26 protein-coding genes, 1 tRNA gene and 2 pseudogenes are annotated in these 24,933 nt (G+C 58.7%); 12 read left to right on the forward strand and 17 right to left on the reverse strand.

All coding sequences use genetic code 11. The features are described 5' to 3' along the window. Positions 1-133: 133 nt before the first annotated feature. On the forward strand, positions 134-775 hold the full coding sequence (gene chpT, locus AB8841_RS13830; RefSeq protein WP_370436412.1) for a histidine phosphotransferase ChpT: 642 nt from the start codon (positions 134-136) through the stop codon (positions 773-775). Here chpT and AB8841_RS13835 read toward each other — a convergent pair. Then, complete coding sequence (locus tag AB8841_RS13835) at positions 756-1,655, reverse strand: LysR family transcriptional regulator (RefSeq protein ID WP_370436413.1); 900 nt, start codon at positions 1,653-1,655, stop codon at positions 756-758. The two genes, chpT and AB8841_RS13835, sit on opposite strands and share 20 nt — an antisense overlap. 125 nt (positions 1,656-1,780) lie before the next feature. Between AB8841_RS13835 and AB8841_RS13840 the strand changes: the two genes are divergently transcribed. Then, the gene (locus AB8841_RS13840) at positions 1,781-2,620 is read left to right on the forward strand and encodes an EamA family transporter (RefSeq protein WP_370436414.1); all 840 of its coding nucleotides are present in this window, start codon (positions 1,781-1,783) and stop codon (positions 2,618-2,620) included. A 187-nt stretch (positions 2,621-2,807) separates the two neighbouring features. Here the strand turns inward: AB8841_RS13840 and ctrA are convergent, their stop codons facing one another. After that, the gene (gene ctrA, locus AB8841_RS13845; protein WP_370436415.1) at positions 2,808-3,509 is read right to left on the reverse strand and encodes a response regulator transcription factor CtrA; all 702 of its coding nucleotides are present in this window, start codon (positions 3,507-3,509) and stop codon (positions 2,808-2,810) included. A gap of 528 nt (positions 3,510-4,037) precedes the next feature. Between ctrA and AB8841_RS13850 the strand changes: the two genes are divergently transcribed. Continuing rightward, positions 4,038-4,442 carry a flagellar export protein FliJ gene (locus AB8841_RS13850; RefSeq protein ID WP_370436416.1) on the forward strand — a complete coding sequence of 135 codons (405 nt, stop codon included), beginning with the start codon at positions 4,038-4,040 and terminating at the stop codon, positions 4,440-4,442. A 68-nt stretch (positions 4,443-4,510) separates the two neighbouring features. Here the strand turns inward: AB8841_RS13850 and AB8841_RS13855 are convergent, their stop codons facing one another. After that, positions 4,511-5,122 (reverse strand): GNAT family N-acetyltransferase, encoded by a 612-nt coding sequence (locus AB8841_RS13855; protein WP_370436417.1) that lies wholly within the window; start codon positions 5,120-5,122, stop codon positions 4,511-4,513. Between the two features lie 200 nt (positions 5,123-5,322). Here AB8841_RS13855 and AB8841_RS13860 point away from each other — a divergent pair, with 200 nt between their 5' ends. Next, positions 5,323-6,336, forward strand: a complete 1,014-nt coding sequence (locus AB8841_RS13860; RefSeq protein WP_370436418.1) for a lysylphosphatidylglycerol synthase domain-containing protein — start codon at positions 5,323-5,325, stop codon at positions 6,334-6,336. A 298-nt stretch (positions 6,337-6,634) separates the two neighbouring features. On the opposite strand, the pseudogene AB8841_RS13865 reads toward AB8841_RS13860, so the two are convergent. Beyond that, positions 6,635-6,847, reverse strand: a pseudogene (locus tag AB8841_RS13865) (helix-turn-helix domain-containing protein); the annotation flags it as partial. A gap of 412 nt (positions 6,848-7,259) precedes the next feature. Continuing rightward, positions 7,260-7,535, reverse strand: a complete 276-nt coding sequence (locus AB8841_RS13870; protein WP_009763782.1) for a DUF1153 domain-containing protein — start codon at positions 7,533-7,535, stop codon at positions 7,260-7,262. A 230-nt stretch (positions 7,536-7,765) separates the two neighbouring features. Between AB8841_RS13870 and mnmA the strand changes: the two genes are divergently transcribed. From mnmA to AB8841_RS13905, 7 genes are all read left to right on the forward strand, one after another. After that, a complete protein-coding gene (gene mnmA / locus AB8841_RS13875; RefSeq protein ID WP_370436419.1) occupies positions 7,766-8,920 on the forward strand; it encodes a tRNA 2-thiouridine(34) synthase MnmA in 1,155 nt (384 codons plus the stop codon). A 23-nt stretch (positions 8,921-8,943) separates the two neighbouring features. After that, positions 8,944-9,585 (forward strand): class I SAM-dependent methyltransferase, encoded by a 642-nt coding sequence (locus tag AB8841_RS13880; RefSeq protein WP_370436420.1) that lies wholly within the window; start codon positions 8,944-8,946, stop codon positions 9,583-9,585. Between the two features lie 242 nt (positions 9,586-9,827). After that, positions 9,828-10,034, forward strand: a complete 207-nt coding sequence (locus tag AB8841_RS13885; RefSeq protein ID WP_370436421.1) for a hypothetical protein — start codon at positions 9,828-9,830, stop codon at positions 10,032-10,034. Positions 10,035-10,216: 182 nt separating this feature from the next. Continuing rightward, positions 10,217-10,293: transfer RNA gene (locus AB8841_RS13890), tRNA-Met, on the forward strand. 970 nt (positions 10,294-11,263) lie between these two features. After that, positions 11,264-11,506 carry a hypothetical protein gene (locus AB8841_RS13895; protein WP_370436422.1) on the forward strand — a complete coding sequence of 81 codons (243 nt, stop codon included), beginning with the start codon at positions 11,264-11,266 and terminating at the stop codon, positions 11,504-11,506. Positions 11,507-12,110: 604 nt separating this feature from the next. Further along, positions 12,111-12,503, forward strand: coding sequence for a RidA family protein (locus AB8841_RS13900; RefSeq protein ID WP_370436423.1), 393 nt, complete (start codon positions 12,111-12,113; stop codon positions 12,501-12,503). A 449-nt stretch (positions 12,504-12,952) separates the two neighbouring features. Further along, positions 12,953-14,002 (forward strand): LysR family transcriptional regulator, encoded by a 1,050-nt coding sequence (locus AB8841_RS13905; protein WP_370436424.1) that lies wholly within the window; start codon positions 12,953-12,955, stop codon positions 14,000-14,002. On the opposite strand, the pseudogene AB8841_RS13910 reads toward AB8841_RS13905, so the two are convergent. The 12 genes and pseudogenes from AB8841_RS13910 to AB8841_RS13965 all read right to left on the reverse strand — a co-directional run. Next, positions 14,003-14,430: pseudogene (locus tag AB8841_RS13910) on the reverse strand (ornithine cyclodeaminase family protein); the annotation flags it as partial. A gap of 24 nt (positions 14,431-14,454) precedes the next feature. Further along, the gene (locus AB8841_RS13915; RefSeq protein WP_370436425.1) at positions 14,455-15,699 is read right to left on the reverse strand and encodes a Zn-dependent hydrolase; all 1,245 of its coding nucleotides are present in this window, start codon (positions 15,697-15,699) and stop codon (positions 14,455-14,457) included. A gap of 65 nt (positions 15,700-15,764) precedes the next feature. Continuing rightward, positions 15,765-17,045, reverse strand: coding sequence for a TRAP transporter large permease (locus tag AB8841_RS13920; RefSeq protein ID WP_370436426.1), 1,281 nt, complete (start codon positions 17,043-17,045; stop codon positions 15,765-15,767). Between the two features lie 4 nt (positions 17,046-17,049). Further along, entirely contained in the window at positions 17,050-17,532 is a 483-nt protein-coding gene (locus AB8841_RS13925) for a TRAP transporter small permease (protein ID WP_370436427.1), read from the reverse strand. Then, positions 17,507-17,899 (reverse strand): hypothetical protein, encoded by a 393-nt coding sequence (locus AB8841_RS13930; RefSeq protein ID WP_370436428.1) that lies wholly within the window; start codon positions 17,897-17,899, stop codon positions 17,507-17,509. The genes AB8841_RS13925 and AB8841_RS13930 overlap by 26 nt, the downstream gene beginning before the upstream one ends. After that, a complete protein-coding gene (locus AB8841_RS13935; protein ID WP_370436429.1) occupies positions 17,899-18,888 on the reverse strand; it encodes a DctP family TRAP transporter solute-binding subunit in 990 nt (329 codons plus the stop codon). Before AB8841_RS13935 ends, AB8841_RS13930 begins: the two co-directional genes overlap by 1 nt. A 961-nt stretch (positions 18,889-19,849) precedes the next feature. Further along, positions 19,850-20,230: a rhodanese-like domain-containing protein gene (locus AB8841_RS13940; protein ID WP_370436430.1), complete on the reverse strand. Its 381-nt coding sequence runs from the start codon at positions 20,228-20,230 to the stop codon at positions 19,850-19,852. A 221-nt stretch (positions 20,231-20,451) separates the two neighbouring features. Beyond that, positions 20,452-21,015 carry a hypothetical protein gene (locus AB8841_RS13945; RefSeq protein ID WP_370436431.1) on the reverse strand — a complete coding sequence of 188 codons (564 nt, stop codon included), beginning with the start codon at positions 21,013-21,015 and terminating at the stop codon, positions 20,452-20,454. Between the two features lie 245 nt (positions 21,016-21,260). Then, positions 21,261-21,674 carry a hypothetical protein gene (locus AB8841_RS13950; RefSeq protein WP_370436432.1) on the reverse strand — a complete coding sequence of 138 codons (414 nt, stop codon included), beginning with the start codon at positions 21,672-21,674 and terminating at the stop codon, positions 21,261-21,263. A 21-nt stretch (positions 21,675-21,695) separates the two neighbouring features. Further along, positions 21,696-21,893, reverse strand: a complete 198-nt coding sequence (locus tag AB8841_RS13955; RefSeq protein ID WP_370436433.1) for a hypothetical protein — start codon at positions 21,891-21,893, stop codon at positions 21,696-21,698. Then, a complete protein-coding gene (locus AB8841_RS13960) occupies positions 21,893-22,297 on the reverse strand; it encodes a hypothetical protein (RefSeq protein ID WP_370436434.1) in 405 nt (134 codons plus the stop codon). Before AB8841_RS13960 ends, AB8841_RS13955 begins: the two co-directional genes overlap by 1 nt. Before the next feature lie 128 nt (positions 22,298-22,425). Further along, positions 22,426-22,809, reverse strand: coding sequence for a hypothetical protein (locus AB8841_RS13965; protein ID WP_370436435.1), 384 nt, complete (start codon positions 22,807-22,809; stop codon positions 22,426-22,428). Between the two features lie 810 nt (positions 22,810-23,619). On the opposite strand from AB8841_RS13965, the gene AB8841_RS13970 reads away from it, so the two are divergent. After that, positions 23,620-24,930 (forward strand): nucleotide sugar dehydrogenase, encoded by a 1,311-nt coding sequence (locus tag AB8841_RS13970; protein WP_370436436.1) that lies wholly within the window; start codon positions 23,620-23,622, stop codon positions 24,928-24,930. Positions 24,931-24,933 lie beyond the last annotated feature (3 nt).

The following is a 24,933-nucleotide window of genomic DNA, read 5'->3' on the forward strand; positions in this document are numbered from 1 at the left end:
TTACCTGCTTTCCAAAGAACTCATAGCCGGGTATCCCGGTTCACATTCTCTTCTCTCTTCGTCTGTAGTCGTGAAACCTGAAACTCAGAATTTCATGAGTCCAGCGTTGAACTTACGGTCTTCCGGAGCCCTAATGGCCACCATCTCTCTTGATTCGCTCGATCTCGCCGCCCTCCTTTGCTCGCGCGTCTGCCACGACGTGATTTCGCCGGTGGGCGCGATCGTCAACGGGCTCGAGGTCCTGGAGGATGACAACGACACCTCGATGCGCGAGTTCGCTCTCGATCTGATCCAGAAAAGCGCCCGTCAGGCCTCCGCCCGCCTTCAGTTCGCGCGTCTCGCCTTCGGCGCGGCCGGCTCCGCCGGGGCCTCCATCGACCTCGGCGATGCCGAGCAAGTCGCGCGGGGCCTGTTCCTCGACGACAAGATCAGCTTCTCGTGGGCCTCGCCGCGCCTTCTGTTCCCGAAGAACAGGGTCAAGCTTCTCCTCAACCTGATCATGATCGCCATCACGGCGATTCCGCGCGGCGGCTCCATCGCCGTGGCGGTGACGGGCGATGCGGAGAGTTGCGAGTTCTCGATCAGGGCCAAGGGCCTCAATGCGCGCATTCCCGCCCATTCGCAGGATCTGCTCGCGGGCGACTCGGAGAGCGGCACGGTGGATGCTCACGGCATCCAGATCTATTATGCCGGCATGGTGGCGCGAGCGTCCAACATGAGCATCGCGTTCAGCATCGAGGGCGATGAGGTGACGATCACATCGAGGACGGCATAGGCGTCCTCGACGCCTCCTCGGCAAGCCATGAGCAGAAGGCCTGCGCCTTCCGGTTCCTCCGGGGGCGTTGGACGGCGATATAGTTCATGCCGCTGGGAATAAAACCGAACGGCGCCAGTAGCCGTTGCGCCCGGATGTCGTCGATCACGAGCTGCCACGGCGCGATGCATACACCGAGTCCCGCCGTTGCGGCCTCGAGCATGTAATAAAAGTGTTCGTAGTCGGTTCCCGCGAGGTTGGATGACCTGAGCCATCCTGCCCGATCGAACCAGTCGTGCCATGCACTGCGCCGCGTGACCGTATGAAGGATCGGGGCGCTCTCGAGGTCCTGCGGTTCCTTAAGGTGGAGGCGCTTTGCGAGCACAGGCGAGAGGACAGGCCCGACATATTCCGGGAAGAGCGTCGTGAGCGGCACCTCCGGCGGCAACGGAGAATCGGCCAGGCGAACGGCGATCTCATAGCGCTCCCGCGCAAAGTCAACCGGTGCATAGGAAGCGGACAGCCGCACCTCCACGCCAGGATACTTGTCCTGAAAGCGATGGAGCCGAGGGATGAGCCAGCGCATGCTGAACGTGCCCGTGCAGGAGACATCCAGGACGCCGTTCTCTTCATCGGCGACAGCCCGCACGCCTGCCTCGATATGATCGAGGCCGACGGTCAAATGGGACAGCAGCGTCCTTCCGGCATCCGTCACGCGCAGGGAGTTCTTCGGGCCCTCGAAGAGCCGTACGCCGAGGATCTCTTCGAGATTCCTGACCTGCTTGCTGACGGCGCCATGGGTCACCGACAACTCTTCCGCCGCAAGCGTCATGCGGCCCAGGCGGGCGGCGGCTTCGAAGGCCGCGAGGGCGTTGAGAGAGGGAAGGCGGCGCCGGCTCATGTGAGGAAAAGGAACAATCTCTGATCGATCATATCGATTATCAATCACTTGGTTCCGTGGAACAAGGGCGCATCGCGGCCAGCAGACGATCTCTCCGTGCCGGCTCGTACAGCCTGGGGAATAATATGGAGCCCGTCGTTTTTGCCGCCGTCCTCTCTGCAGCCTGCCTGCATGCAGGTTGGAACGCCATCATCAAGGTTGGTCTCGACCGATTCTCGTCCCTCCTGCTGATCGTCCTGGCGCAGATCGGCCTCAGCGTCATTCTTCTCCCGTTCTTTGCATCGCCTGCCGCGGCTGCGTGGCCTTGGATTCTTGCATCCGCCGTCATTCATACCGGATACAAGCTGTCGCTCATCAGCGCTTACGAGCATGGAGATCTTTCCCAGGTCTATCCTCTCGCGCGCGGCACCGCGCCGCTCATCGTCGCGCTTATCAGCACGATGTTCATCGGTGAAGCGATGTCTTTTCCTAAGCTGCTGGCCATCGCTTCCATAGGACTCGGAGTCGGTCTCATGTCGCTCGGGAGCGGAGTGAGCGGCCGGATGCCGCCGAAGGCGTTCGCATTCGCGCTCCTGACCGCCTGTTGCACCGCTTCCTATACGCTGGTCGACGGCATCGGTGCGCGCCTCTCGGAAACCGCATCGGGGTTCATTCTTGTGTCGACGCTCATCGACGGAATCCTGACTTGTACCTATGCGTGGGCAACCCGCGGTCCTGGAGCCTTCATCAAGACCCGACCCTTCTGGCGCAGCGGCCTTGCTGCGGGAGCAATGTCGCTTGCATCCTACTGGGTTGTGATCTGGGCCTTTACGAAAGCGCCCATTCCTCTGGTCGCCGCGCTGCGCGAGACGAGTGTTCTGATGGCGCTGTTGATCGGGATCGTCTTCCTGAAGGAACGCGTCGGTCCCAGCCGGATCATGGCCGGATCGTTGATCGCCTGTGGGGTAGTTCTTATGCGCTTTTAGAGCATCGGACGTGAAAAGTGGATTTGCCCTTTCGGGGCCAACTCGATGCTCCTACTAGAGAACAGCGCATCGCTTGCTCCGAGAAACCGGCTCCCACTTTTCACGTCCGATGCTCTCGTGGACCTCACAGGTCAGCCAATAAAAAGCCCGGCAAACGCCGGGCTTCCTCGGTTGTCTGACACTTCACTCAGATCGCGATGCGCTCCTCGGCCTCGTTCGGTTCGCGCAGCACATAGCCACGACCCCAGACGGTCTCGATATAGTTCTTGCCCTGCGATGCATTCGCGAGCTTCTTGCGCAGCTTGCAGATGAAGACGTCGATGATTTTCAGCTCCGGTTCGTCCATGCCGCCATAGAGATGGTTCAGGAACATCTCCTTGGTGAGCGTCGTGCCCTTGCGCAGCGAGAGCAGCTCGAGCATCTGGTATTCCTTGCCTGTCAGATGCACCCGGGCACCGCTGACCTCGACCGTCTTGGTGTCGAGATTCACGACGAGATCTCCCGTGGTGATCACCGACTGTGCATGGCCCTTCGAGCGGCGCACGATGGCGTGAATGCGGGCGACCATCTCGTCCTTGTGGAAAGGCTTCGTCAGATAATCGTCGGCACCGAAGCCGAGACCCTTCACCTTGTCTTCGATGCCAGCCATGCCGGAAAGGATCAGAATCGGCGTCTTCACCTTCGCGACGCGCAGCGTGCGCAGGACCTCATAGCCCGACATGTCGGGAAGGTTCAGGTCGAGAAGGATGATGTCATAGTCGTAGAGCTTGCCGAGGTCGATGCCCTCTTCGCCGAGATCCGTCGTATAGATATTGAAGTTCTCGGACTTCAGCATCAGCTCGATGCTTTGCGCTGTCGCGCTATCGTCTTCGATGAGAAGTACGCGCATGTCTATTCCCCAGCCCATGCCCTGGAGCTTGCGGGTCGCTTGCCGCTCCCCATCCACCACCGGGCCTGCGGCGGATGCCCTTTTTCACTGATTCGTGACGCTAGTTCAGAATGGTTAACAAACCCTGATTCATGCATGCAAGCGCTTAACGACATGCCGCTGCCAATCTGTCGCCCAAAGTGCTCGGCCTGTGGATTCAAGGTGCCCATACGGAACTCCGCCGCTCCATCCGAAATTGTTGCAAACGAAGGGTTTCGCTTGCTCGTGCCCGCCGCTCTATCCGAGCTTCAGGCGTGACAGGGCCAGTGTTAACGAAATCAGTAAACGAAAGGTTGACGCAAGCCCCGCGCAAGCCTCGCTGCCGGTCCCGGATCGGCCAATGACCCGCTAGGTCGCTCTCCACTAAAGGCTTTTCGTTCGCGACGGTAAGGAAGAGTCAACTTCCGTGTCCGATGATGCCTCATGCCCGGCGGATAACTGAGCGATCCGGCAGGCACGTGAAACAGCGACGTGTGGAGTTGAATCAAAATGAAGTCGCGGGATACGCTCATCCGCCTCAAGCGCTTTCAAGTCGACGAGAAACGTCGGAGGGTGGCGCAGATCGAGATGATGATCGCCGAGTTCGACCGCATGGCGGCTGATCTTGATCGGGAGATCACAGCGGAGGAGCAGAAGGCCGGGATCACCGATCCGAACCATTTCGCCTATCCGACCTATGCTCGCGCCGCGGCCCAGCGGCGGGACAACCTTCGCATGTCGGCTCAGAACCTTCACACCCAGCTCGACGATGCCAAGGCCGAACTCGGAGAGGCGTTCGAGGACCTGAAGAGAGCCGAAAGCCTGGAAGATCGGGAGCGCGTTGGCGAGCGCTCGTCCCTCGATCCGACCATCAGCCAGATGGGCCAGGCGCGTGCCCTGCGGGCCATCGCCTGATCATTCCATTCCGAACGCCATTGAACAAGGACGCGTCGCAGCCCGACGCGTCCTTGTGCTGTTCGGCCTCAGCCGATCACCGGAACCTGGGGCGCGCAGTCGCGCGGAAGATGTCCCTGAAGCCGGGGGTCGTCCGATACCTCGACGGCCCGACGATAGGGCGTGAAGCCCGAGCGCATATAGAAGGTGAGGGCGGCCGGGTGATCGAGGCTGCAAGTGTGAACGAAGAAGCGGTCGATCGGTCGTGCGAAGGCTCTGCGGACCGCCTCGCTGAGGAGATAACGTCCGGCTCCTTTGCCGATCGCTCCAGGCGCAACGCCGAGAAAGGCCAATTCGGCTTCCTGCTCCGGACGGAAGTCGATTTCCAGAAGTCCGATATCGTCCCTGCCGTCGTGCAATGCATAGGCTTCGACCTTCGGGTCATCGAGAATGCCTGCGAGCTCCTCGTCGGGCATCAGCACGCGGCTGAACCATAACCAAGGCTCACCGATCTTGCGAAACAAAGTTCTGTATCGGGCGTGGTCTGTGTTGAGAGGCTGGAGCGACCAGCCTTCCACAGCTTCCGCACGAAGAGTCGGAGGTGGAGAGTGCATCTCAAGATAGGTGACGATGGCCGCGACCTTCCCCGGCGGGAGATCCGTGTAACCGCTCAGATTCAGCGCCGTCTGCAGGTTCGTCATGAGGCCGCCTCCGTATCCGTCCACAAGAGCCACCGCTCTGTCACGGGTCATGCCGAAGGGCAATGGCAAAGCAGACCCAACACGATGACGCACGTGTGACCGGACCGGACTTTATGTCCGTACTTTCAGGGGCGTTTCCTCTTGCAGTTCGAAGGGATTATGGGGCACAGAGAAGGGAACGAAGGAGCACGACCGTCTCGATGAAGAAAGTGCGTGAGTTCATCTGGCCCGTCATTGGGCTCGTAGCGGTTGTCGTGTCCATCTGGCTTCTGTATCGTGAATTGCGCGGGATGTCCCTCGACGATGTTTGGGGCAGCCTGACGGCCGTGCCGTCTCACCGTTACGCTTTGGCCGGTCTGTCCACCCTTGTCGCTTATGCTGCCCTGGCTTGGTACGATCGGATCGCGCTCCTTCACCTCGGGGTGCGCCACATTTCGTGGCTTTTCGTGTCCATTACGTCCTTCACGACCTATGCCCTGTCCCACAATATCGGCGCTTCGGTGTTTTCCGGCGCGGTCGTGCGCTATCGCGCCTACACCTCCAAGGGGCTGGGGGCGCCGCAGATCGCCGTTCTCGTCGCTCTTTGCTCCTTCACGTTCGGTCTCGGTACGATCCTTCTCGGCGGCCTTGTGCTGACCGTCGATCCGACGCTCCTGCATCGTCTGGAAGATCTGCTGCCTTCCGCACTCACCAATCCGGCGACCGCCCGGACCGTCGGCCTGCTGCTTCTGGCTTTCGTCGTCCTTTATGTCGCGGGCTCGATCCTGCATCTGCCCCCGCTCGTGATCCGCAAGGCCAAGCTGGAATATCCGCGTCCGGCCATCATGGTACGCCAGCTGATCGCCGCGCCCCTTGAGCTGCTCGGGGCCGCCGGCATCATCTATTTCGTGCTTCCGGCCCATCTCGAGCCGAGTTTCCTGGTCGTGCTCGCCGTGTTCCTCGCCTCGTTTTCAGCGGCGCTGGTGAGCCATGCGCCCGGCGGGCTCGGGGTTTTCGAACTGGTGTTCCTCACGGCGATGCCCGACATTCCCAAGGCGGATGTGCTCGCGGCGCTCATCATCTTCCGCCTTTTCTATCTGCTGATCCCCTTTGCCATGTCGCTGGTCGTCGTGCTCCTCTTCGAGAGGGCCCGTCTGGCGCAGGCATGGCGGACGAGAGGAGCCGTCGACAAGGGCTCCATCCCGCCGCCGCCACTCTCCTCGTCCGATCAATAGGATGTTTGGAGCGGGACGGGCCGCGCGGCATTTCCCTGTCCGGAGACGGATGGGGCGGGACAGGCGCATCATGCGGAAAAGCGGACCCGGGTTTTCGCAAGAACGATGCGCTCCTCGAAGAGACAGCATCGGATTCGACCCCAAACGTGCAGATCCACTTCCCGCGTCCGATACTCTAGAGCAAGCATTCTGACGGGATCAGAATGCTTGCTCTCTCTTTGGCGAAGCATCGTTTTTCGAGAAGAACCGGTTCCCACTTCTTCGCACGATGCTCTAGCGGTCGGAGAAGTGTCTGACCTCACGCGGTGAGCGGAGGCTTCTGGCCCGGCTCCGGCACCCGAATCCCGGCTCCCATATATTCGTTCAGCTTGTTGCGCAGCGTGCGGATCGAGATTCCGAGAATACGGGCCGCATGGGTCCGGTTCCCGAGGCAATGGGCGAGGGTGTCCAGGATCAGATGGCGTTCCACGTCCGCAATGGTGTGACCGACCAGGATGCGCCTGAGCGCCTCGACTGTCTGCTCGGCGTGATCGGCGGCGGAGGAGAGCGAATGAGCCCCATGGAGAGGGGCAAGGGGCTGCTGTTCCTGCATGTCCTGGGCGCTGAGCACGATTCGTACCTATCCAAGTGAAGGGTAAGGATTTATGCCCATCGTATGGTTAGGAAGACCTTAACGGCCCAGCTTCGCCCTTGGCTGGCGCATCGTGCGGACTCGGCGGGTCGCGCTAGCGAAAGTGGACCCGGTTTTCACGAACGTGGCCCTTCGGGTCCGCGTAAACGATGCGCTGCTCTGGGAGGGAGCATCGGATTCAATCCCAAAAGTGGGGTCCACTTTTCACGTCCGATGCTCAAGGAGCGCGATGAAAAAAGGCGCCGCTCGATGGAGCTGCGCCTTGATCTGCAGTATTTTCGCGCTTTCAGTCTTACTGCCGGTACTGCTGAATGCGGGTGGTCCGGAGGCCGGCGAGGCCGTGTTGATCGATGGACATCTGCCAGCTCAGAAACTCTTCCGTCGTCAGCGTGTAGCGCTGGCAGGCTTCCTCGAGGCTCAAAAGGCCGCCCCTAACGGCGGCGACGACTTCGGCCTTGCGGCGGATGACCCAGCGGCGGGTGCTGGAGGGCGGTAGGTCGGCAATCGTCAGGGGACTGCCGTCGGGCCCAATGACATACTTGACCCTTGGGCGGTGGGGTTCGGTCATGATACGCTCACACAAAAATTCAACGACCTTGCTAGGCTCGAACCTAAAGGGTGGGGCTTAATGTTTTCCTAAGCCCATCCAGGCAGTTACGAGTGAGCCTAAGCTTAGCCATAAACGTTAACACCGGCTTATTGCAGCACGTTTCTCTTTAAGAATTCACCGGCCATCGCTATAGAAGGGCTTTGGCCCCCTCCCGTGCGCCGCCTTGAACGGCGCCTCTGGATGGAACGATGCTCAACTCACTCGATCTTCCGAAAACCCCCGCCGAGACCCGCGTCGTAGTCGCGATGTCGGGCGGCGTGGACTCCTCCGTCGTGGCAGCCCTGCTCAAGCAGCAGGGTTACGACGTCATCGGCATTACGCTGCAGCTCTATGATCATGGCGAAGCCGCTCACCGCAAAGGCGCCTGCTGCGCGGGCCAGGACATCTACGATGCCCGCCGCGTAGCGGAGGCCATCGGCATCCCCCATTATGTGCTCGATTACGAGGAGCGCTTCCGCACGGCCGTGATCGACCGCTTCACCCAGAGCTATCTGGCGGGCGAGACACCGATCCCCTGTGTCGAGTGCAACCGCTCCATCAAGTTCCGGGATCTCCTGGAAACCGCCAAGGAGCTCGGTGCCGACGTGCTGGCCACAGGCCACTACGTGGCAAGCCGCCGCCTGCCCGATGGACGCCGCGCCCTGCACCGGGCCGCCGATCCGGATCGGGATCAGAGCTATTTCCTCTATGCCACGACGCCGGAGCAGCTCGATCTTCTGCGCTTCCCGTTAGGTGAACTGCCGAAGGAAAAGACCCGCGAGTTGGCCCGCGAGTTCGGGCTGACCGTGGCCGAGAAGGCCGATAGCCAGGACATCTGCTTCGTGACGCAGGGGCGCTACAGCGACGTGATCGAGCGCCTGAAGCCGGGCGCCGTCCAGGGCGGCGATATCGTCCATGTGGACGGCCGTGTGCTCGGCCGCCATGACGGCATCATTCACTACACCGTCGGACAGCGGAAGGGCCTGGGTCTCTCCGTCGGCGAGCCGCTCTACGTCGTCCGCCTCGATGCCGCCGAGGCTCGGGTGGTGGTCGGCTCCCGCGAGGCTCTCGCCACCCGCCTCATCCGTATCACGGACGTGAACTGGCTTGGGGACGGGCCGCTGGAATCCCTGGGCGAGCAGGGGAGAGAGGTCGCCGTGCGGGTCCGCTCCACCCGGGAGCCGCGTCCGGCCATCTTACGATCCACAGGAACCGGCGTTACTGTCGAGCTGTTATCGGCGGAGGACGGGGTGTCTCCTGGTCAAGCTTGTGTCATCTATGAGAGCGATGCTCCGCGGGCACGTGTGCTTGGCGGAGGCACCATTGCCCGCACAGTTGCCGAAGCCGCGTTCGCTGCGGCCTGAGGCGTCCCTCTGAAGGAACTTGCATGACGGATGGAGCGACCACGGCCCTGATGCGCAAAGCCTATGCGCGTTGGGCGCCGATCTATGACCTCGTTTACGACAAGCTGACGGAACCGGCCGCCCGGGCGGCCGTCAATGCCGCGACCGCCTGCGGGCCGAAAGTTCTGGAGGCCGGTGTCGGCACCGGGCTATCCCTGGGCTATTACCCGAGGCATGCCGAGGTCTACGGAGTCGATCTCTCCGAGGACATGCTGCGCCGGGCACAGGACAAGGTCGATAAGCGCGGCTTGTCCCATGTCAGAAGCCTGCAGGTGATGGATGTGACCCGTCTCGGCTTTCCCGATTCGATGTTCGATGCGGTGACGGCCCAGTTCATCATCACGCTCGTGCCGGAACCCGAGGTGGCTTTGTCCGAATTCGCCCGGGTTCTGAAACCCGGCGGCGAGATCGTGCTGGCCAATCATTGGGGCCAGCCCTCCGGGCCCGTTGCGGCTCTGGAGGAAATGGCCGCGCCCCTTGCCAAGGCAATCGGGTGGAGTTCCTCCTTCAAGGCCTCCCGCGTCGAGAGTTGGGCCCGCAGGACCGGGTTCATGGAAGTGGTCGAGTTGAGGTCGCTCTTCCCGGCCGGCTTTTTCAAGCTGATGAGAATCAGGAAGCGGGCCTGAGGCACCGGACGTGAAAATTGGATTCCACTTTCGGGATCCATTCGATGATCCCCCTCTACAACAGCGCATCGTGCGCAGTGCGGAAAACCGTTTCCGTTTTTCCGCGCGATGCGTCAGAGGTCTGCTTTTCGTTCAAAGGGGCCTTTTTGGGTCGAACGCGGTGACTTTTGCGGCTCGAGCCCTATTTTCCTGGTCTCAAATCCCTGCACAGACTCACGAAAGTCATTCCGATGCGTCTTTTCATGTTCACCTCTCAGGCCAAGGAAGACCTGCACGCATTTGCGGGAGATGAATCCGGCAGCAAACTTCCCGCGAAGTACGGCCCCTGGGGACTGACCGGCAGCCTTGGTTCCCGCGAGACCCCGCCTCACAAGTTCTCCCGGCGGGCGATCGAGCAGGCCATCTCGACGGAGGGCTTCCAGCTCTGGCGGATGAAGCCCAAGGGCTGAACCCGCCTGAACCGAGGAACAGACGCCCCGACAGCCGTGCGGGCGCCAGAACGGCTCGACTGATCGGGGCATGAGAAAAAACCGACATAAATTCGCCGGATGCCCCAGGCTCTTTCTTGACACCGAGGCCTAATCTTCCCTATATCGCGCATGCCTGACGCGGGGTCGCCCCCGCGGCGTGGGGCGGAGTAGCTCAGTTGGTCAGAGCAGAGGAATCATAATCCTTGTGTCGGGGGTTCAAATCCCTCCTCCGCTACCATTTAAACCCTTAAGAGATAAGGGTTTTTATTCGTCGGTTTGAGGAACAGCGGACTGGCTTTATCGTTAGCTCAGTCCTAGCTCACCCCTCCAAAAAGCCCAAACATTGCAAGGCCCTTGGTTCGTACTGCGCTAGGCCTCTAGCACATCGTGCGGACCCAGCCGGTCGCGCTAGCAAAAAGTGGCCCCGGTTTTCACGAACGTGGCCCTTCGGGTCCGCTCAAACGATGCGCTTATCTAAGAAGGGAGCATCGGATTCGATCCCGAAAGTGCAGTTCCACTTTTCACGTCCGATGCTCCAGCGCCGTGTTTCGAAGCAAAGTAACCAATAGGGTACGAGCATGGATTCCTCTCCCTCCAAGAAACGCTATTAGCTGTTTCAGCGCACAGACAACAATAAGTGGCAGATGTGCTTCAGCATCGAAGGCCAAGGGCAGATCAAACGCTCGCCGGAGACCAGTGATCGAATCGAAGCTGAGCGCAAGGCGGAGCGGGTGGAGCTCAATAATCAGTCCTTAGATCTTAATGCTAAGCTCCAAGCGCGGCGGGAGCATCATAATTCTACTGGCTATGGGTGCGGCAAATCCGTATGCACTGACCAAACTCCTGGGCGAGAAGCGGAATACGCTCGTCGCTCCCGAAGGCAAGAAGGCGCGCTAGAGCATCGGACCCAAAAGTGGAATCCACTTTTGGGTCCGATGCTCCCCTCTTGGAAAGAGCGCATCGTTCAGGCGAAAAACCGGGTCCACTTTTTCGCACGGTGCGCTAGAAGAGAATGTTCAGGTTGCTACAGCCAAAGAGAGGGCGTTGCACCAGCATAGCGCCGCTTCCGAGGTGGATGCTGCGCACGTGAAACACTGAGTGCCCTTGAACTGCGCTGGCGCGATGCCGGCCTTCCTAGGACGCCTGATCGAAATGTCCTCGAAGCTAGTATCACGGGTCTCACGCGCCGGAATTCGGAGCTCGTCTGATTGGAAGGCGAGCACAAAGTTCTTGTCGAAGCGAATGATTGCATTGTGCAGCGCGATGAGTTGAAGGATCTCCTGAACCAAATGCGTAACGCGAGCGGTGTTGAAGCGGCAGAAAACCCCAAGCGATACGAGGCCGGGTCTAATACGACACTGAAAATTGCAGAGCAGGCGTTGCTTCAAACCGAAGCTGCCCATGAGGCCATTCAGGCGCTTCGCATTATCTCAACATTGACTTCAATATAGCGCGGCGTCGTTGAAAGATGCTTGTGGCCAGCAAGAAGCTTAATTGCTCTTAGTGATATGCCTGCGTGCGCCAGCTTAGTGTTAAACTAGCGTCGTCCGCTGTAGCTCGACCCACCATTTTGGCCCGCCTGCGCATACCGCTGCCCCATACGCTGACAGAGCGTGTTCGCGCTGAAGGGCGTTCGCTCCTGGGTGATCGCACTGGCCGGGTGGGTGAGGGCGGTCGTTGCAGCGTGCTCCATGCCGTGCATGACTCACTACAGCAGTCAGACGTTTGAGTTCCGCTGCAATGAGTACGCGTGCCTGTTTTATCAAAACCTCATGCTCTATTGCTGTCAGCCACAACGCATGATGTTTCCAGAAACTAAGAAGGACAATGCTTTTCTAGGCGTCATGCGCAGTAAGGCTTTGCGATCAGGTCCTAGTAAAGTTTAGTTTTACGATGTTAGTACCTATATTTTTTCATGCTCGTGGTTGAGTAGAGCCTGTAGAGGCTCCGCCGACCCAAGCCCCGGATCATTCCCTGCTCCTTGCCGGCGAGAAGCTCAGTGTCGTATACATCCTGGCCAGCTCACGGTTAGCTTCAATTCTAGGACAACCATCTATGAGACACGTAATCGAGGTTCCAGTTATATCGGCTGCAATCCGCAGACTTGGGGCGCCGACCTCGGCGATTGTGCAAACCGGTGATCTCCTCTTTACCTGCGGGATGCCGCCGATCGATGGCGTGACTGGCGAGATCGTGACGGGACCTATCGAGGCGCAGACGCGCGCCTCGCTCAATGCCCTCAAGATTACGCTGGAGCACGCCGGCTCGTCGCTCGCGCACGTCGTCAAGGCAACGATCTACGTGACCGATCCGAAACTAATGGGCGATGTCAACGCGGTCTATCGGGAATTCTTTGGCGACGAATGGCCGGCAAGGACGTCGGCCGCGATCAGACCTTGGACGTTGCCATTCGATATTGAGATTGAGTGCGTCGCAACCGTTAGATAACCCGCTCCGAGTGTGCGATCCTCGCTAGCCAGCGTGCCAATCCGTTCTGTCCTTCGGCCTGTGACGGTGCTGCCTGTGGCGCTCGCCGCGAACCAGCAGCATTTTGGTTGCTAGACGGGTGGCGTCGGATGGCAGCGAAAGCGTCTCTCCGATGCGCATGCGTGAGGCATAAATCGGCTCGAACGGAGCCCGGCAGGCTGCAGAGTCAGAGCGAGCAATCGGCTTCGATGGGCGGTGAAGGAGGCCTCAGGTTTCGACTATGGCGAGGGCGAAGGACAACTCTCACGATTGCCGCATGACTGGCATGGTAGAATTCTCTGTGACTGTAACATAGGCAGCTGCCCATATTTGCTTCGTGCTAGGCTTTCTTGTCAGATCATTGGATTTTTGACCCGCAGGCGGAGCTCTCGAATCTGTGTTAAGGAGAGCGGAAACTCCCAGGGTGCATTATGCGACTGCTCGATCGAACAGCGGGTCAACTGAATTGGAATCTGCTGCGCACATTTCTAATCATCGTTGAGGAACGCAGTATTACGCGCGCGGCCGACCGTCTCTCACTCAGGCAGCCCTCGGTCAGTGCTGCGCTCCGGCGGCTCGAGGAAACGCTCAATTGCCAGCTCATCGAGCGGGACAGTCGTCGCTTCACACTGACGGAGCAAGGGGAAATTCTCTATCGAGAGTGCGATGAGATCTACCGGCGTGTTTGCAAGCTCGGAGAAAAACTCAATGGCGTTCACAATGAAATCTCCGGTTTGGTTCGTCTCCTCCTCGTGACCCAGGTAATCTGGCCGGAACTCGACCGTACCATCGCGGCGCTTCACAGGGAACATAACAGAATAACATTCAAAATTGAGATTGCTAACAGCCAGGAGATCGTCCGGGCCGTAGCGCAACGAATTGCACCATTTGGAATCTGCCTCCTGACGAAACCCGTTCCTGGACTAAACTGCCAAATGTTGTTCCGCGAGGAGTTCGGCCTGTATTGCGGGGCGAACTATCATCTGAGCGAACGGGCCACTGTGACGATCGACGAACTTCAGGCGGAACCATGGGTATCTTTTACCTGTGCGGAGACTGGCACTTCGTTCGAGCCAATGAACGCCCTCCGTGACAGCGTGGGTCTTGGTCATCACGTCGTCGCCTCAAGCCCCCATCTCGAGGAATTACAGCGCCTGATCGGTGCCGGAATTGGGATCGGTCTTCTTCCGAGTGCGGCAGTCGAGGCAAGCGTCTATGCAACGCGATTGAAGCGCTTGCCGTTCGAACACCGCGCGCTTGGGGCAGACCTTTATCTCGTGACGAACCCAAGCCAGCAGCTTGAGAAGGCAGAAGCTGCCTTCCTTGAAATGCTCATGGGGATCGCCAGTGATAGGACCCAGGAGATAGAAGGTGTAAAAGAGGGCGCTGTCCTGCCTTTCGCTAAGCCGGTGAGAGCGCTTTCCGCGCCTCAGGTACGCCCATCGGGGAAAGTGCGGTCTAGGACCCAGCGGCCCCACTGATCAACCAGGCAGCTGGCTCACGACGAGACGCGCGGCCGCAAGATCCTCCAGCGCGTCCCCGACCGATTTGAACAGAGTCATTTCGTCCGAGCTTGTCCGGCCCATATGGTCCCCCAGACGAGTTCGCTCAGGTCCGCCTTGATGTCGGATTCCGATAGGAGTGCGGCTGTGATGGGTTGCGCCAGATCACCGGCCAGGATGGCACTTCGACGTACGTCAACAAAGATCGAGGCGCGTCTCACCGCTTCGTCATCAGCCTCGCGCATGTCTGCTCGGAAGCCGCCAACCAAACCCACATGAGCTCCCGGGTTCAACCAGGCGCCCTTCAGGACGGGCGATGTGGCACTCGTTACGCAGGAGGCGATGTCGGCCGATTGAGCGCTGCCTTCCAGGTCCTCGGACACAAGTACCTCGATCCCTTCGCACTGAAGGCGTTTAACCGCAGGAGCGCCTCAACGATCGGCGCGTGCAACGACGCTATGCAAGAGTACGTTGACCCCTGGTACCGTTTCGTCCTGAGCGGCGAGCTCACGGTTGTTATGCGTAATGCCGTCTCGGCAGGGAGTGAAGATCATCGTCGTGGGACAAATCCGGGCCATAAAATAAGCATCGTGGCCTGCTTGGCTTGGCAGGTCGCGATGGCTGTACCCGAGGTGCCCCGCCGTCTGCCGGACCAGCTTGATAAGAGATTCGTCAAAGATGCGTCCACCCCAGCTCCAGGTGTCCAGGATTTCAGCTTGGCACCCGGTTTTAGCTGCGGCTTCATGCACGGCTCGACGCAGCCTCTCCGCCATGACCTCCGCCGCCTCCTCATCGTTGTGGCGCACGTCACAGACCGCCTGCGCCCAGTCCGACAGAATGCCAGGTTTGTTCGGCCATGCGATCAGACGCGCAGCAGTCGCTTTGCCTCCGCTGCCTGCGAAATCCCAACCGATATCATCGACCGCGACAAGAAGGCGAGCCGCGGCGAGAAGAGCGTTACGCCGTTTCTCCATCGGCCACGGACCGGTATGGGCTGTCTCGCCGCGATACTCGACGAGCGCACCAAAAGAGGGATATCCGTGGGTGACGACGCCAACCTGAACTTTCTCAGCGTCCAGGATGGGACCTTGCTCCACATGAAGCTCGAAGTAGCTGTCGAGGGGGCGACCGCCTACGGGAGCATCTCCGAGATAATCGATACGCTTCAATTCATCTCCGAAGGTCGGGCCGTCATCCGCGGGGCGGGCATGTACCCAATCCAGATCATAGGCTCCGGCAAAGCATCCCGAGGCCACCATGGGCGGCGAGAATCGGCTGCCTTCCTCATTCGTCCAGTTCACGATCTCAATAGGCCGACGCGTGACATGGCCAAGGTCGTTGAGCGTGCGCACGACCTCCAGTGCGCCGAGGACACCAACTATGCCATCGAAACGTCCGCCATTAACCTGGGTATCGAGGTGGCTGCCAAGAACGATCGGAGGAAGGTCATTATCCTGTCCTGCGCGGCGCCCGAAGATGCTGCCCGCCCGATCGATCGAGACACTCAGGCCTGCATCGCGGCACCAGCTCACGAACAGGTCGCGCATTTCCTTGTCGGCATCTGTCAGAGCAAGGCGGGAGAGCCCACCCTCTCGGCCTTTCCCGATTTCAGCCGATTGCTCGATTGTCGACCAGAAACGTTCCGCGTTGACACGCGTTGAGATAGCAAGGGTCATGGCAGAACCTTCCGCAAAAAAATTCATCAGAATCAACAGTGAGATGAGCGCGTGCTATATGCCGTTCATGACAAAAGCCATGGCAGGAAGAGTGCGATCTGTGGCACGAAAAGCACCAGCAGCATGACCGCGATCATAACGCTGATGAAGGCTGTGAGATACCCGAAGGATGCAGACATCGGGATGCCTCCGACCCGGCAGGCAGCCATTAAATCGATGCCGAGAGGAGGCGTGTTCGCACCAATAGCCAAATTGAGCGTCAGCAAGATCCCGAAATAGACCGGGTCGATATGATAGTGCTGCATGATTGGCAGAAAAACTGGAGCGAGGATCAGGATGATCGCAATCGTTTCCATGAAGGTGCCGAGGATCAACAGGATCAGCATCATCAGCAGGAGCGCGACAGTGGCGCTATCCGTAAAGTTGCTTATGAACTCGACCATGTGCTGAGGAACCTGTTCGGCGGCCAGAATCCAGCCGAAGAGGCTCGCGGTCGCAATCACGAACAGAATGCCGCCAGTCGCTTCCGTCGTCTGTTTCACTTGGTCGATGATGATGCGCCAGGTGAGGACGCGGTAGACTAATCCACCGACGACCAGGGCATAGGCGACTGCGACGCCGGCTGCCTCAGTGGGTGTGAAGAAACCACCCCTAATACCACCGACGATGATGACAGGCGCCAGAAGCGCGAGCCAGGCACTTCCAAGCGCCCGCCACAGTTCTGTCCATGAGAATGCTTTGCCTCCCCGCCAGTTATTCTTCCTGGCGATAATATAGGCCACCACCATAAGCCCAACGCCGGTGAGAATGCCGGGCACGATTCCCGCGACGAAGAGCTGGCCGATGGATGTATTTGTCGCCGTTCCATAGACGATCATAACGATGCTGGGCGGAATGACGGTGCCCAACGATCCGGCGCAGCCGAGCAGGGCACAGGAAAATCCTTGGTCATAGCCACGTTCACGCATGGCCGGGAGAATCATCGTGCCAATCGCCACGACATCCGCCACGCCCGATCCTGACAGGGCCCCAAACAACATCGCCCCCATGACGGTGACGAGCGCCAGACCTCCCGTCGTGCGGCCGACCAAAGCACTGCAGAGGCGAACGATTCGAGGAGTCAGGTCTCCGTGGAGGAGCAGCAATCCCGCAAGAAGGAATAGGGGAATTGCCAGCAGCGTAAACGAGTCGACACCGGCAACCATCCTCTGGGCAACGACAATGAGAGGAGCGAGATCCGCGAACAGGAGATAGCCAGCGGATGCGAGACCAAGCGCAATGGCAATCGGGACATCGATGGCGACGAGAACAGCAAACAAGCCGAGGAGGAGAATAAGGCCGTTCATGATATCAGCGTCTCAGAAGAGCAATCAGTGCGACGACGCAAGACAGAGCTGCGCACAAAGGCAAAGCGAGGTAGGTCCATGCGACGGGAATCTGCAAGGCAGTCGATAGCGAAGTCCAGGTGCGGGATGTCAGATCCCAACCGGTCCAAGCGACAATCGCCATGAAGCCAATAGTGCAAAGATCCGCGACTATCGAAAGAACAGTTCTCGCGCGTTCGTTGTGTACAATCAGGGGCATAATCCCTGCTGTTAGATGCGAGCGACGAGCCGTAGAGACAACAATACCAAGGAAAGTCACCCAGATCAGAAGGAGACGCGGCACCTCCTCAGCCCAATGCGGCGTGCGATTGAGGAGGAAGCGCAGAGCAACCGTATAAATGACCGATGCTGAGAATACGGCAACGCCAATCGAGCCGATCACGAGCGTGATCCGCTCGATGAACTCCTCCAACCGGGAGAGCTTACGGCTCGAATCTGGTTGAACCATTTCTGCCTCCATCAACGCAGGGTAGGCGTTCGTCACAATGGGCCGAAATGACGCCCCAAGCATCATCACGGGCCTCGATAGCATGCTCGGCTTCCAGAGGAACGCGAAGCCCTGTCTCGGGAATTAAACGATATCGTTCGCTCACTGCAAGAAATTCAGCGTTGCCTTCGCGAGCCTTCGTGACTTCATCGCGGGACTGTAGTTGCTGCAGGCTCTTTGTGCCCTTCGCGTCCATAATCATCGCAAACTTGATGAAGCTCTCGCCCCGCGCGACAGGTGAGAAAGTCACCTGTCGCTGGAAACCGAAGAAATTCTCCGAGGGAGTCCCGTTTAGATGAAAGGCCTCAGCTCGGCGCTGATCGGGCATTACTGACGGTACTTGTTCAGCAGGGACATAAACTCAGGGCCATAGATAGCTTCCTGCGACTTCCAGACCGGTTGGACTGCAGTGACGAATGGCGCCGTGTCGACCTTGTTGATGGTCATGCCTTTCTCTTCAAGCTTCTTGGTGAAGTCGGCATCCGATTCGGTGATCATCTTACGTTGCTCGTCACGCCATTTCGCAGCGGCGGTTTTGACGAGCTTCTGGTCGTCTGCCCCGATTCGGTCCCAGACTGATTTGGAGACGACGAGACATGCTGCGCCCCACACATGACCGGTGAGGGAAAGATATTTCTGGACCTCGAAAAACGACGACCCGTAAATGATTGAGAGCGGGTTCTCTTGCGCGTCGAACACGCCTTGCTGCAGGGCAGAGTAGAGTTCGCCGAAAGCGAGCGGGGCTGGTTCAGCCCCGAGAGCAACAAACGTATCAAGCCGGACCTTGTCCGGAGTCACGCGGATCTTCAGGCCCTTCAGATCTTCGGGCTTGTTGATCGCGCGCTTGCTGTTGGTGACATGGCGATAGCCGTTCTCCCACCAGCTGAGAACCACGATATTCTTGGCGAGAAGGAGCTTGTCGAGAGCGGCGCCCAGATCACCATCGAAGGCCGCAAAGGCCTTCTCACGCGTCGGCCATGCATAGGGGAGTTCGACGATGCCCATTTTCGGCTCAATCGGCTGGAACGATCCGCTGCCAATCACACCTGCTTGGACAGTGCCAATTTGGAGACCTTCAACGACTTCGCGCTCACTCCCGAGCTGACCACCGGAAAAAACCTGGATGTTCACCCGTCCTTGCGTTTCGCGTGCGACCTGCTCAGCAAAGCCTTTGCTCGCGATGTGCCAGCTATGGCTGTCTGTCAACACATGGCCAAGACGTATCGTTACAGGTTTGGATTGTGCAGCAGCTTCAAAGCTGCTGAAGGACATCGAAAGCGCACTCAGTGCACCAGCCAATACGTAACGCCGTAACATATAATAGCCCTCTGTTTGCGACTGCTGTTCCACCTGCTGCGCGGGTATAACAGACAGCCATTGCTCTTTTAACCAACTTCGATTGCAGCGCTAGGCCGGTCAAATAGAAAGGGTCTATAGCTCACATCACTTCGCTTGATCGAATCGCCGAGCCATAGAGTGACCGGACCAGGCTCAGGGCCTATTACCTTGAGCTGAGTTGTGATTCAGAGCCTGCTTTCGTGGGGGCTCTGAATCGGTGATCTGTTTCTGCTCAGTGAGCGTCAGTGCGATCGAGCGGGCAATGAAGCTTGCCAAAGCAGCGATGTATGCCCGCCCACAAATTAGGTCGAGAACCTAGAATGGCCTATAGGCCTGAAATGGACTCCAGAGCAGTCCTTCCGCATGACAGCTTCTGGTGCCGGTTTTGACCCCCTATGGACCTTCCATGGTCGGAGGACATTCTCGGAGGAAGCGCAAAATGGCGTCGGCGCTGAATTCTGCAACACGCACGATCAGGAATTTGTTGCGAGGCCCTCCAGCCGCTTCTCGAACCAGCGATCGGCATAGGGCGTAAGCACTCGGCGTGTGCCCTCTCGTGAGGGCGATGTTTGTGCGTGGCGTTCTGACCTTAATGCTAGCTTTAAGGTCAGCAGGTCGATGAAGATCGATGCGCGAGGCGTTTGTCCGGTGAAGCCCTTGAGTTTCGCGGCCCTGGCTCAGCGCTGATTTTCTCCGGCTGCTGAGGTCAGTGGTCCCAATACAGCTGTTTTAGCCAGCACGACTGATCAACCATTGAAGCCAGTCCGAAATGCAGTAACGCAGATCTAGCGCGGACAAATATTACAACTTTATATCAATGCTTTAATAGCGTTTGACTTCAAATCGTAATCCTTGTGCCGGGGGTTCAAATCCCTCCTCCGTTACCAAATCTCCTTCAAATCGATTCTCGAAATGTTCAATGCGATGGGCCGTGATCGGCCTATGCAGGCTCCGTGTCGATTCCCGCTTCCGCGAGGTCCTTGAAGCCGCCGATATTGAACACGGCGGTGTAGCCCATGTCCTGAAGGGTCTTTCCGGCCAGTGCGGACCGGCCGCCCGATGCGCAATGCAGAAGGATGGTTCTGTCCTTCTGAAAGGCGGGATCGTGATAGGGGCTTTCCGGATCGGCGCGAAATTCCAGCATGCCGCGCGAGACGTTCACGGCGCCCTTGAGCCTACCAGTTTTCTGGACCTCGGTGGGATCGCGAACGTCGATGACCAGCACATCGCTCGATTGGATTTTCTCCTTGGCTTCGGCCGGCGACAGTCTGGGAATGACCGAATTCGCTTCAGACAGGAAATCTTTGACCGTTTTCGGCATGACTTCGTCCCGATTCCAACAAAGCTGCGTGAAGCGGAAGGCTCTTCCCCGCGGGCTGATCCGTCAAGAGGAGCAAGCGGGTAGGAGGCTCGTGGCAATTGGGTGCGGCCTTGGATCCCTGCGGGCGATCTCTCCCGTCATCGGCATTGCTGATTGCTGCAAAGCCTCGTGGTGCGGGTCCGCCCAGCCCGCTAGGGTTCAGGGAGCCGTCCCGGAAGCCCTCACTCGGGCGCCTCCATCAGGCCAGACATAGCTTCGGGATGCGGCCGCGTCAGAATCTGAACGCGTCTGCCGTCAGGAAACTCGATCGTGCGCAGTGTCATGACTTCGAGACCCGAATTGATACCCTCTCGGACTCTGTCCGCGCGCGATGGTCCCGAGATCCGATCGGCGGTTCTGCGCGATCGGATCGAGGGCTCGCCCCGTGCGGCCGTACGGGTCTGCTGCCGGCGATCCCTGTTCTCGCGGACCGTCTTGCGCGGCTGTGTTTTCGCGGCGGGCTTCTCCTCACCCACTGAAGGGGAAGCCTCATCGGTTCCCTGCAGCGCCTGCTTCCTGTTCGCCGCATCCGTCTTGGAGGCCGCGTTACCGTCTGTGGCTGGCGGATGAGGTGCGGCAGGCTTGGACGTGCTTATCGCAGGAGCGGCGGCGCTCGAAGAAGCGGCCCCGGCCTCGGGAGGCGGATCGACCCAGGCGCGTGACGATTGGGCATAACCAGTCGACGCGCCGGCAATCAGCCCAAGGGCCAAGCTCACGTTTCCGATGCAATGCAACCGTATTGCCATGGTCGTCTCCTCTCAGAAAAGGAGAACGCTTGGCTGGCCTAGCTGGGTTCCACGAGACACGGAGGAACCGAAGAAACCTACCGTGAAACGAGGGCATACAGCCAAGTCTTGTCCGCTCGGTCTCTCCTCAGGCTCAGCTGCGGCAACCGACGCCGCCGCTCCTCCCACAGGCGATCCGTCTGCGTCGGGATTGCACCCGAGCGCCGCTTCCATCATCTCTGGATCCCCTCTGCTGGTGGGCAGCATCAGATGACGATAAAGTCGCCGTAGGTGATGACCTTGTCAGCGCCGACATTGGCAAATGTCACATGGCCTCCGGCCTTGTCCCCATTCGAATCATACCAGACGTCGCCGGTCGTCTTATTGTAGCCGATATAGTCGTCCGCATCCTTGGCGGACGATCCTACGGTGAAGTGCGCCGGGTTGAGAGTGCCCGTGCTCTTGAGCGATTTGAAGGTCGAGTTCTCGAGCTTGATCGTATCGTACGGTGGAATGAAATCGACGATCCTGTCCGTGTTCGCAATGCTGCTGAGGGCTGTGTTGAAGATGAACACGTCGTATCCCGTCCCTCCAAAGAGAGCGTCGTTTCCTCCTCCGCCGTTCAGCGTGTCATCGCCTGCTCCGGCCTTGATGACGTTGTTGGCGGAATTGCCCGTCATTCGATTGTTCAGGGCGTTGCCTTAGCCAATGGTGGTCCTCGTTCCCGTGAGCGCGAGATGCTCGACGTCAACGGTCAGGGTATATGTAATGGACGACAGGACGAGATCGTCCGTGCCCTCATCGGCCCGTTCGACGACAACGTCTCCGGAGTGATTGACGATATAGGCGTCGTTTCCGGCAAGGCCGTGCATGATGTCGGCACCCGTCGTGCCGACCATCAGATCGTCGCCGGAGGTTCCCTCTCGAATGACGCCCGGAACGGAGATGTCTCCCGTGTCCATCCCGGTGATTTTGTTGCCGCTGACCGTAGTCCGGTTGATCCTCCATTCCGATTATTGATTTCTTCGCGGATACCAAAACGTGCATTGAACGCACCGTCGGAGTAGATCGTGTTGTTCAGGATATGCGTGTTGATCGAGTAGTACGTGGAATGCGTGATCACATCGTCCAGGCGCGAGCGGATCTGGATCTCGTCGTAGGTGCGATCGGCCTCCTGGGAGTTGTCAAAGACGAAGCTGTCCCGGATAAGGGTATCAGAGGATCCTTCTACCCGGATGCCTTGGCGAAGGTTTCCGTAGATCCTCGCGCCGACGATCAAAACATCGTCCGAGAGCTTGATCAAGATACCTTCCTTGGCATTGCGAGTAGTACTCGCCACCGATGACCTGGATGTTCGTTACCCAAGGAAGGATCGCGTACCCGCTCGGAAGAATGTCACCGCGTTGGATGGTAAGGCCGGCCGAGCCATTGTCATAGGCCTCGTTTCCCGAGAGAGAGACTGCTCGTTGCGTTCTGGATGTTGAACCCGTGCCGATCGTTGTCGTAGGATACGTTGTTCCTGTAAGTCCCTCCCTCCACGAAGTCGGCAACGAAACTATCGAGCCCATTGCCATGCGAGACACAGTTCTCGATCGTGACATTCGCCGTAACTTCATGGGGATTGAAGCCGTAGGCCGTGCAATTGCGAATCTCGACCTTCGACAGAGTAATGTCGGACTGGACCTTGTTCTCTTCAGCCTTCGCGCCGCAGATAAAACCCGCCTGATGATCGGTGTTGTTGGCGCGATCTCCATCGATCGTCAGGTTTGACACCGATACATTCGACACATCGGACAATGCCGTTGATGCGCGCATTGAACCCATCGTCGAGCTTGATGATCGTCTTACTCATGCCGTCGCCGAGCAGCGAAACACCCGATAGCAGTTCAACGCCGCCCTTAGAGGAGTTCGTAGCGTCACCCGTGACCGCATATATACCGGCTGCAAGCTCGACGGTGACCTGCCCGCCGCCTGGATTCTTCATCTACTCGGCATTGGCAGCCTTGGTGGCTACATCGATCACAGCCATGTCCGTCTTGGAATTCCCGGAGGGAGAGGCGACGTTAATGATTATTGCCATTGATGGAGTCCTCGATGGATGACCCGCATATAGCGAGGCAAATCTCTATTGACCGCGCCTAAGGGGTAGCGCGTTCGGATGAATGGAGATCCGGAAACCCAAATCGGCATTGATCGATCAGGCAGCATAGCCAGGCGCCATAAGGGCAGGGCGGCATGAATCCGTGGCCCTTATGTCATGCCATACCCATTAAGTCCGCGATCATTCCACATTTTGGCGTTGCGATTCAGTCACTCGTCGGGAGTGCCCCATCCTGCTTACATCGGAGTAAGCCGCTCATCTTTTGGACCGTTGCATCACGGCGCTTCGATGCGTGTCGGAAAAGCTTTCAGCGGCCAGCGACAAGTCGGTTGTCATGGGCGTTATGAAGGTCATTGGAGTTAAATTTGTCTCTTCGTGGGAGTACTTGGAAATGTAATCCCTCGGGAGTATCTCTCCAGCCGAAATAGTGACGAGAAAAAGCAGGCTCGGGGAGTATCTATTGGGCTGTGCCGGCGCCGCCGATTGAATGCGCCATGATCTCCTATTCCATCGGGAACAGCCTAATGCAAATCAGTGTCTTTGGAATTGGCTATGTTGGAGCCGTCTCGGCTGCATGTCTTGCCAACGACGGTCACAATGTCATCGCGGTTGATCCAAATCCTCAGAAAGTCGAGCCGTTGAATGCAGGCGTCAGTCCGATTGTCGAGCCCGGTCTTGAGGAGCTGATCCAAGGCGGTATCCGCTCCAAGCGGCTCAAGGCCACCAACGATGTTCGTGATGCCGTTCAAGGGTCGGACCTGTCGTTCATTTGTGTCGGAACCCCGTCGCGGACGAATGGTTCACTGGATACAGGTTATGTTACAGCGGCCGCCGAACAGATCGGTGCTGCAATCCGCGAGAAGAATTCTTTTCACTCTATCGTCATGCGCTCCACAATCTTGCCGGGTACGATGGAGAGCATCGTTCTTCCCACTATCGAGCGCACCTCCGGCCGGCAGGCGGGAGTGGGATTCGGCATTGCATACTATCCGGAGTTCCTGCGGGAGAGCACGGCCATTGCGGATTACTACGATCCTGGCGCGATCATATTCGGCAAGTACGATCAGGCCACCGTCGATCGGCTGATAGACCTTCATAAGATCTTCAAGATCGATCCGAAGGTCGTGTCAATCCGCACGGCGGAGGCCGTGAAATACACCAACAATGCGTGGCACGCCTTGAAGATCAGCTTCGCAAACGAGGTCGGCAATATCTGCAAGGCGGCAGGAATTGACGGGCATGCGGTGATGGATGTCCTTTGTTCCGATACCCGTCTCAATATCTCAAAGGCTTATCTCAAACCGGGCTTTGCATTTGGCGGATCGTGCCTGCCGAAGGATCTTCGAGCCTTGCGCTTCGCCGCTCGCAGGCTTGAGGTCCCGACGCCCCTCCTCGACGCGACTATGGAGGCGAACGAGGAGCAGCTGAAGCGTGCCTATTCCATGGTGGCGGCGACGGGAAAGCGCCGCATCGGCCTTATCGGCTTGAGCTTCAAGCCCGAGACGGATGACCTGCGCGAAAGTCCACTGGTCGAGCTTGCGGAACGCCTGTTCGGGCGCGGCTATGATATTCGGATTTACGATCCGAACATTCAGGTTTCGAAGCTGACGGGAGCCAATCTGCATTTTGTGCGCTCTCACCTGCCGCACCTGACGTCTTTGCTTACGGCCAACATCGACGAAGTGATCGAACATGCGGAAGTCTTCGTGCTCGGGAATCGTGCCGAGGCACAACGTCTGATGAGACTCGTGGATGATGGCCGTCCGCTCATCGATCTCGTCCGAATCGATCAGACAAGGTGTTCCGGTGACTTTTATCAGGGAATCTGCTGGTAATTC

The organism is Microvirga sp. TS319 (genome assembly GCF_041276405.1).
Lineage (GTDB): Bacteria > Pseudomonadota > Alphaproteobacteria > Rhizobiales > Beijerinckiaceae > Microvirga.

Coding starts and splice junctions, on each gene's coding strand:
- AB8841_RS13840 (WP_370436414.1), top strand. CDS start 1,781: ATGGAGCCCGTCGTTTTTGCCGCCGTCCTCTCTGCAGCCTGCCTGCAT.
- AB8841_RS13950 (WP_370436432.1), bottom strand. CDS start 21,674: ATGACGGGCAATTCCGCCAACAACGTCATCAAGGCCGGAGCAGGCGAT.
- AB8841_RS13945 (WP_370436431.1), bottom strand. CDS start 21,015: ATGGCAATACGGTTGCATTGCATCGGAAACGTGAGCTTGGCCCTTGGG.
- AB8841_RS13870 (WP_009763782.1), bottom strand. CDS start 7,535: ATGACCGAACCCCACCGCCCAAGGGTCAAGTATGTCATTGGGCCCGAC.
- AB8841_RS13965 (WP_370436435.1), bottom strand. CDS start 22,809: ATGCGCGCATCAACGGCATTGTCCGATGTGTCGAATGTATCGGTGTCA.
- AB8841_RS13855 (WP_370436417.1), bottom strand. CDS start 5,122: ATGACGAACCTGCAGACGGCGCTGAATCTGAGCGGTTACACGGATCTC.
- ctrA (WP_370436415.1), bottom strand. CDS start 3,509: ATGCGCGTACTTCTCATCGAAGACGATAGCGCGACAGCGCAAAGCATC.
- AB8841_RS13880 (WP_370436420.1), top strand. CDS start 8,944: ATGACGGATGGAGCGACCACGGCCCTGATGCGCAAAGCCTATGCGCGT.
- AB8841_RS13900 (WP_370436423.1), top strand. CDS start 12,111: ATGAGACACGTAATCGAGGTTCCAGTTATATCGGCTGCAATCCGCAGA.
- AB8841_RS13925 (WP_370436427.1), bottom strand. CDS start 17,532: ATGGTTCAACCAGATTCGAGCCGTAAGCTCTCCCGGTTGGAGGAGTTC.
- AB8841_RS13920 (WP_370436426.1), bottom strand. CDS start 17,045: ATGAACGGCCTTATTCTCCTCCTCGGCTTGTTTGCTGTTCTCGTCGCC.
- AB8841_RS13850 (WP_370436416.1), top strand. CDS start 4,038: ATGAAGTCGCGGGATACGCTCATCCGCCTCAAGCGCTTTCAAGTCGAC.
- AB8841_RS13905 (WP_370436424.1), top strand. CDS start 12,953: ATGCGACTGCTCGATCGAACAGCGGGTCAACTGAATTGGAATCTGCTG.
- AB8841_RS13885 (WP_370436421.1), top strand. CDS start 9,828: ATGTTCACCTCTCAGGCCAAGGAAGACCTGCACGCATTTGCGGGAGAT.
- AB8841_RS13935 (WP_370436429.1), bottom strand. CDS start 18,888: ATGTTACGGCGTTACGTATTGGCTGGTGCACTGAGTGCGCTTTCGATG.
- AB8841_RS13915 (WP_370436425.1), bottom strand. CDS start 15,699: ATGACCCTTGCTATCTCAACGCGTGTCAACGCGGAACGTTTCTGGTCG.
- AB8841_RS13940 (WP_370436430.1), bottom strand. CDS start 20,230: ATGCCGAAAACGGTCAAAGATTTCCTGTCTGAAGCGAATTCGGTCATT.
- mnmA (WP_370436419.1), top strand. CDS start 7,766: ATGCTCAACTCACTCGATCTTCCGAAAACCCCCGCCGAGACCCGCGTC.
- AB8841_RS13835 (WP_370436413.1), bottom strand. CDS start 1,655: ATGAGCCGGCGCCGCCTTCCCTCTCTCAACGCCCTCGCGGCCTTCGAA.
- AB8841_RS13930 (WP_370436428.1), bottom strand. CDS start 17,899: ATGCCCGATCAGCGCCGAGCTGAGGCCTTTCATCTAAACGGGACTCCC.
- AB8841_RS13970 (WP_370436436.1), top strand. CDS start 23,620: ATGCAAATCAGTGTCTTTGGAATTGGCTATGTTGGAGCCGTCTCGGCT.
- AB8841_RS13860 (WP_370436418.1), top strand. CDS start 5,323: ATGAAGAAAGTGCGTGAGTTCATCTGGCCCGTCATTGGGCTCGTAGCG.
- chpT (WP_370436412.1), top strand. CDS start 134: ATGGCCACCATCTCTCTTGATTCGCTCGATCTCGCCGCCCTCCTTTGC.
- AB8841_RS13955 (WP_370436433.1), bottom strand. CDS start 21,893: ATGGTCGGCACGACGGGTGCCGACATCATGCACGGCCTTGCCGGAAAC.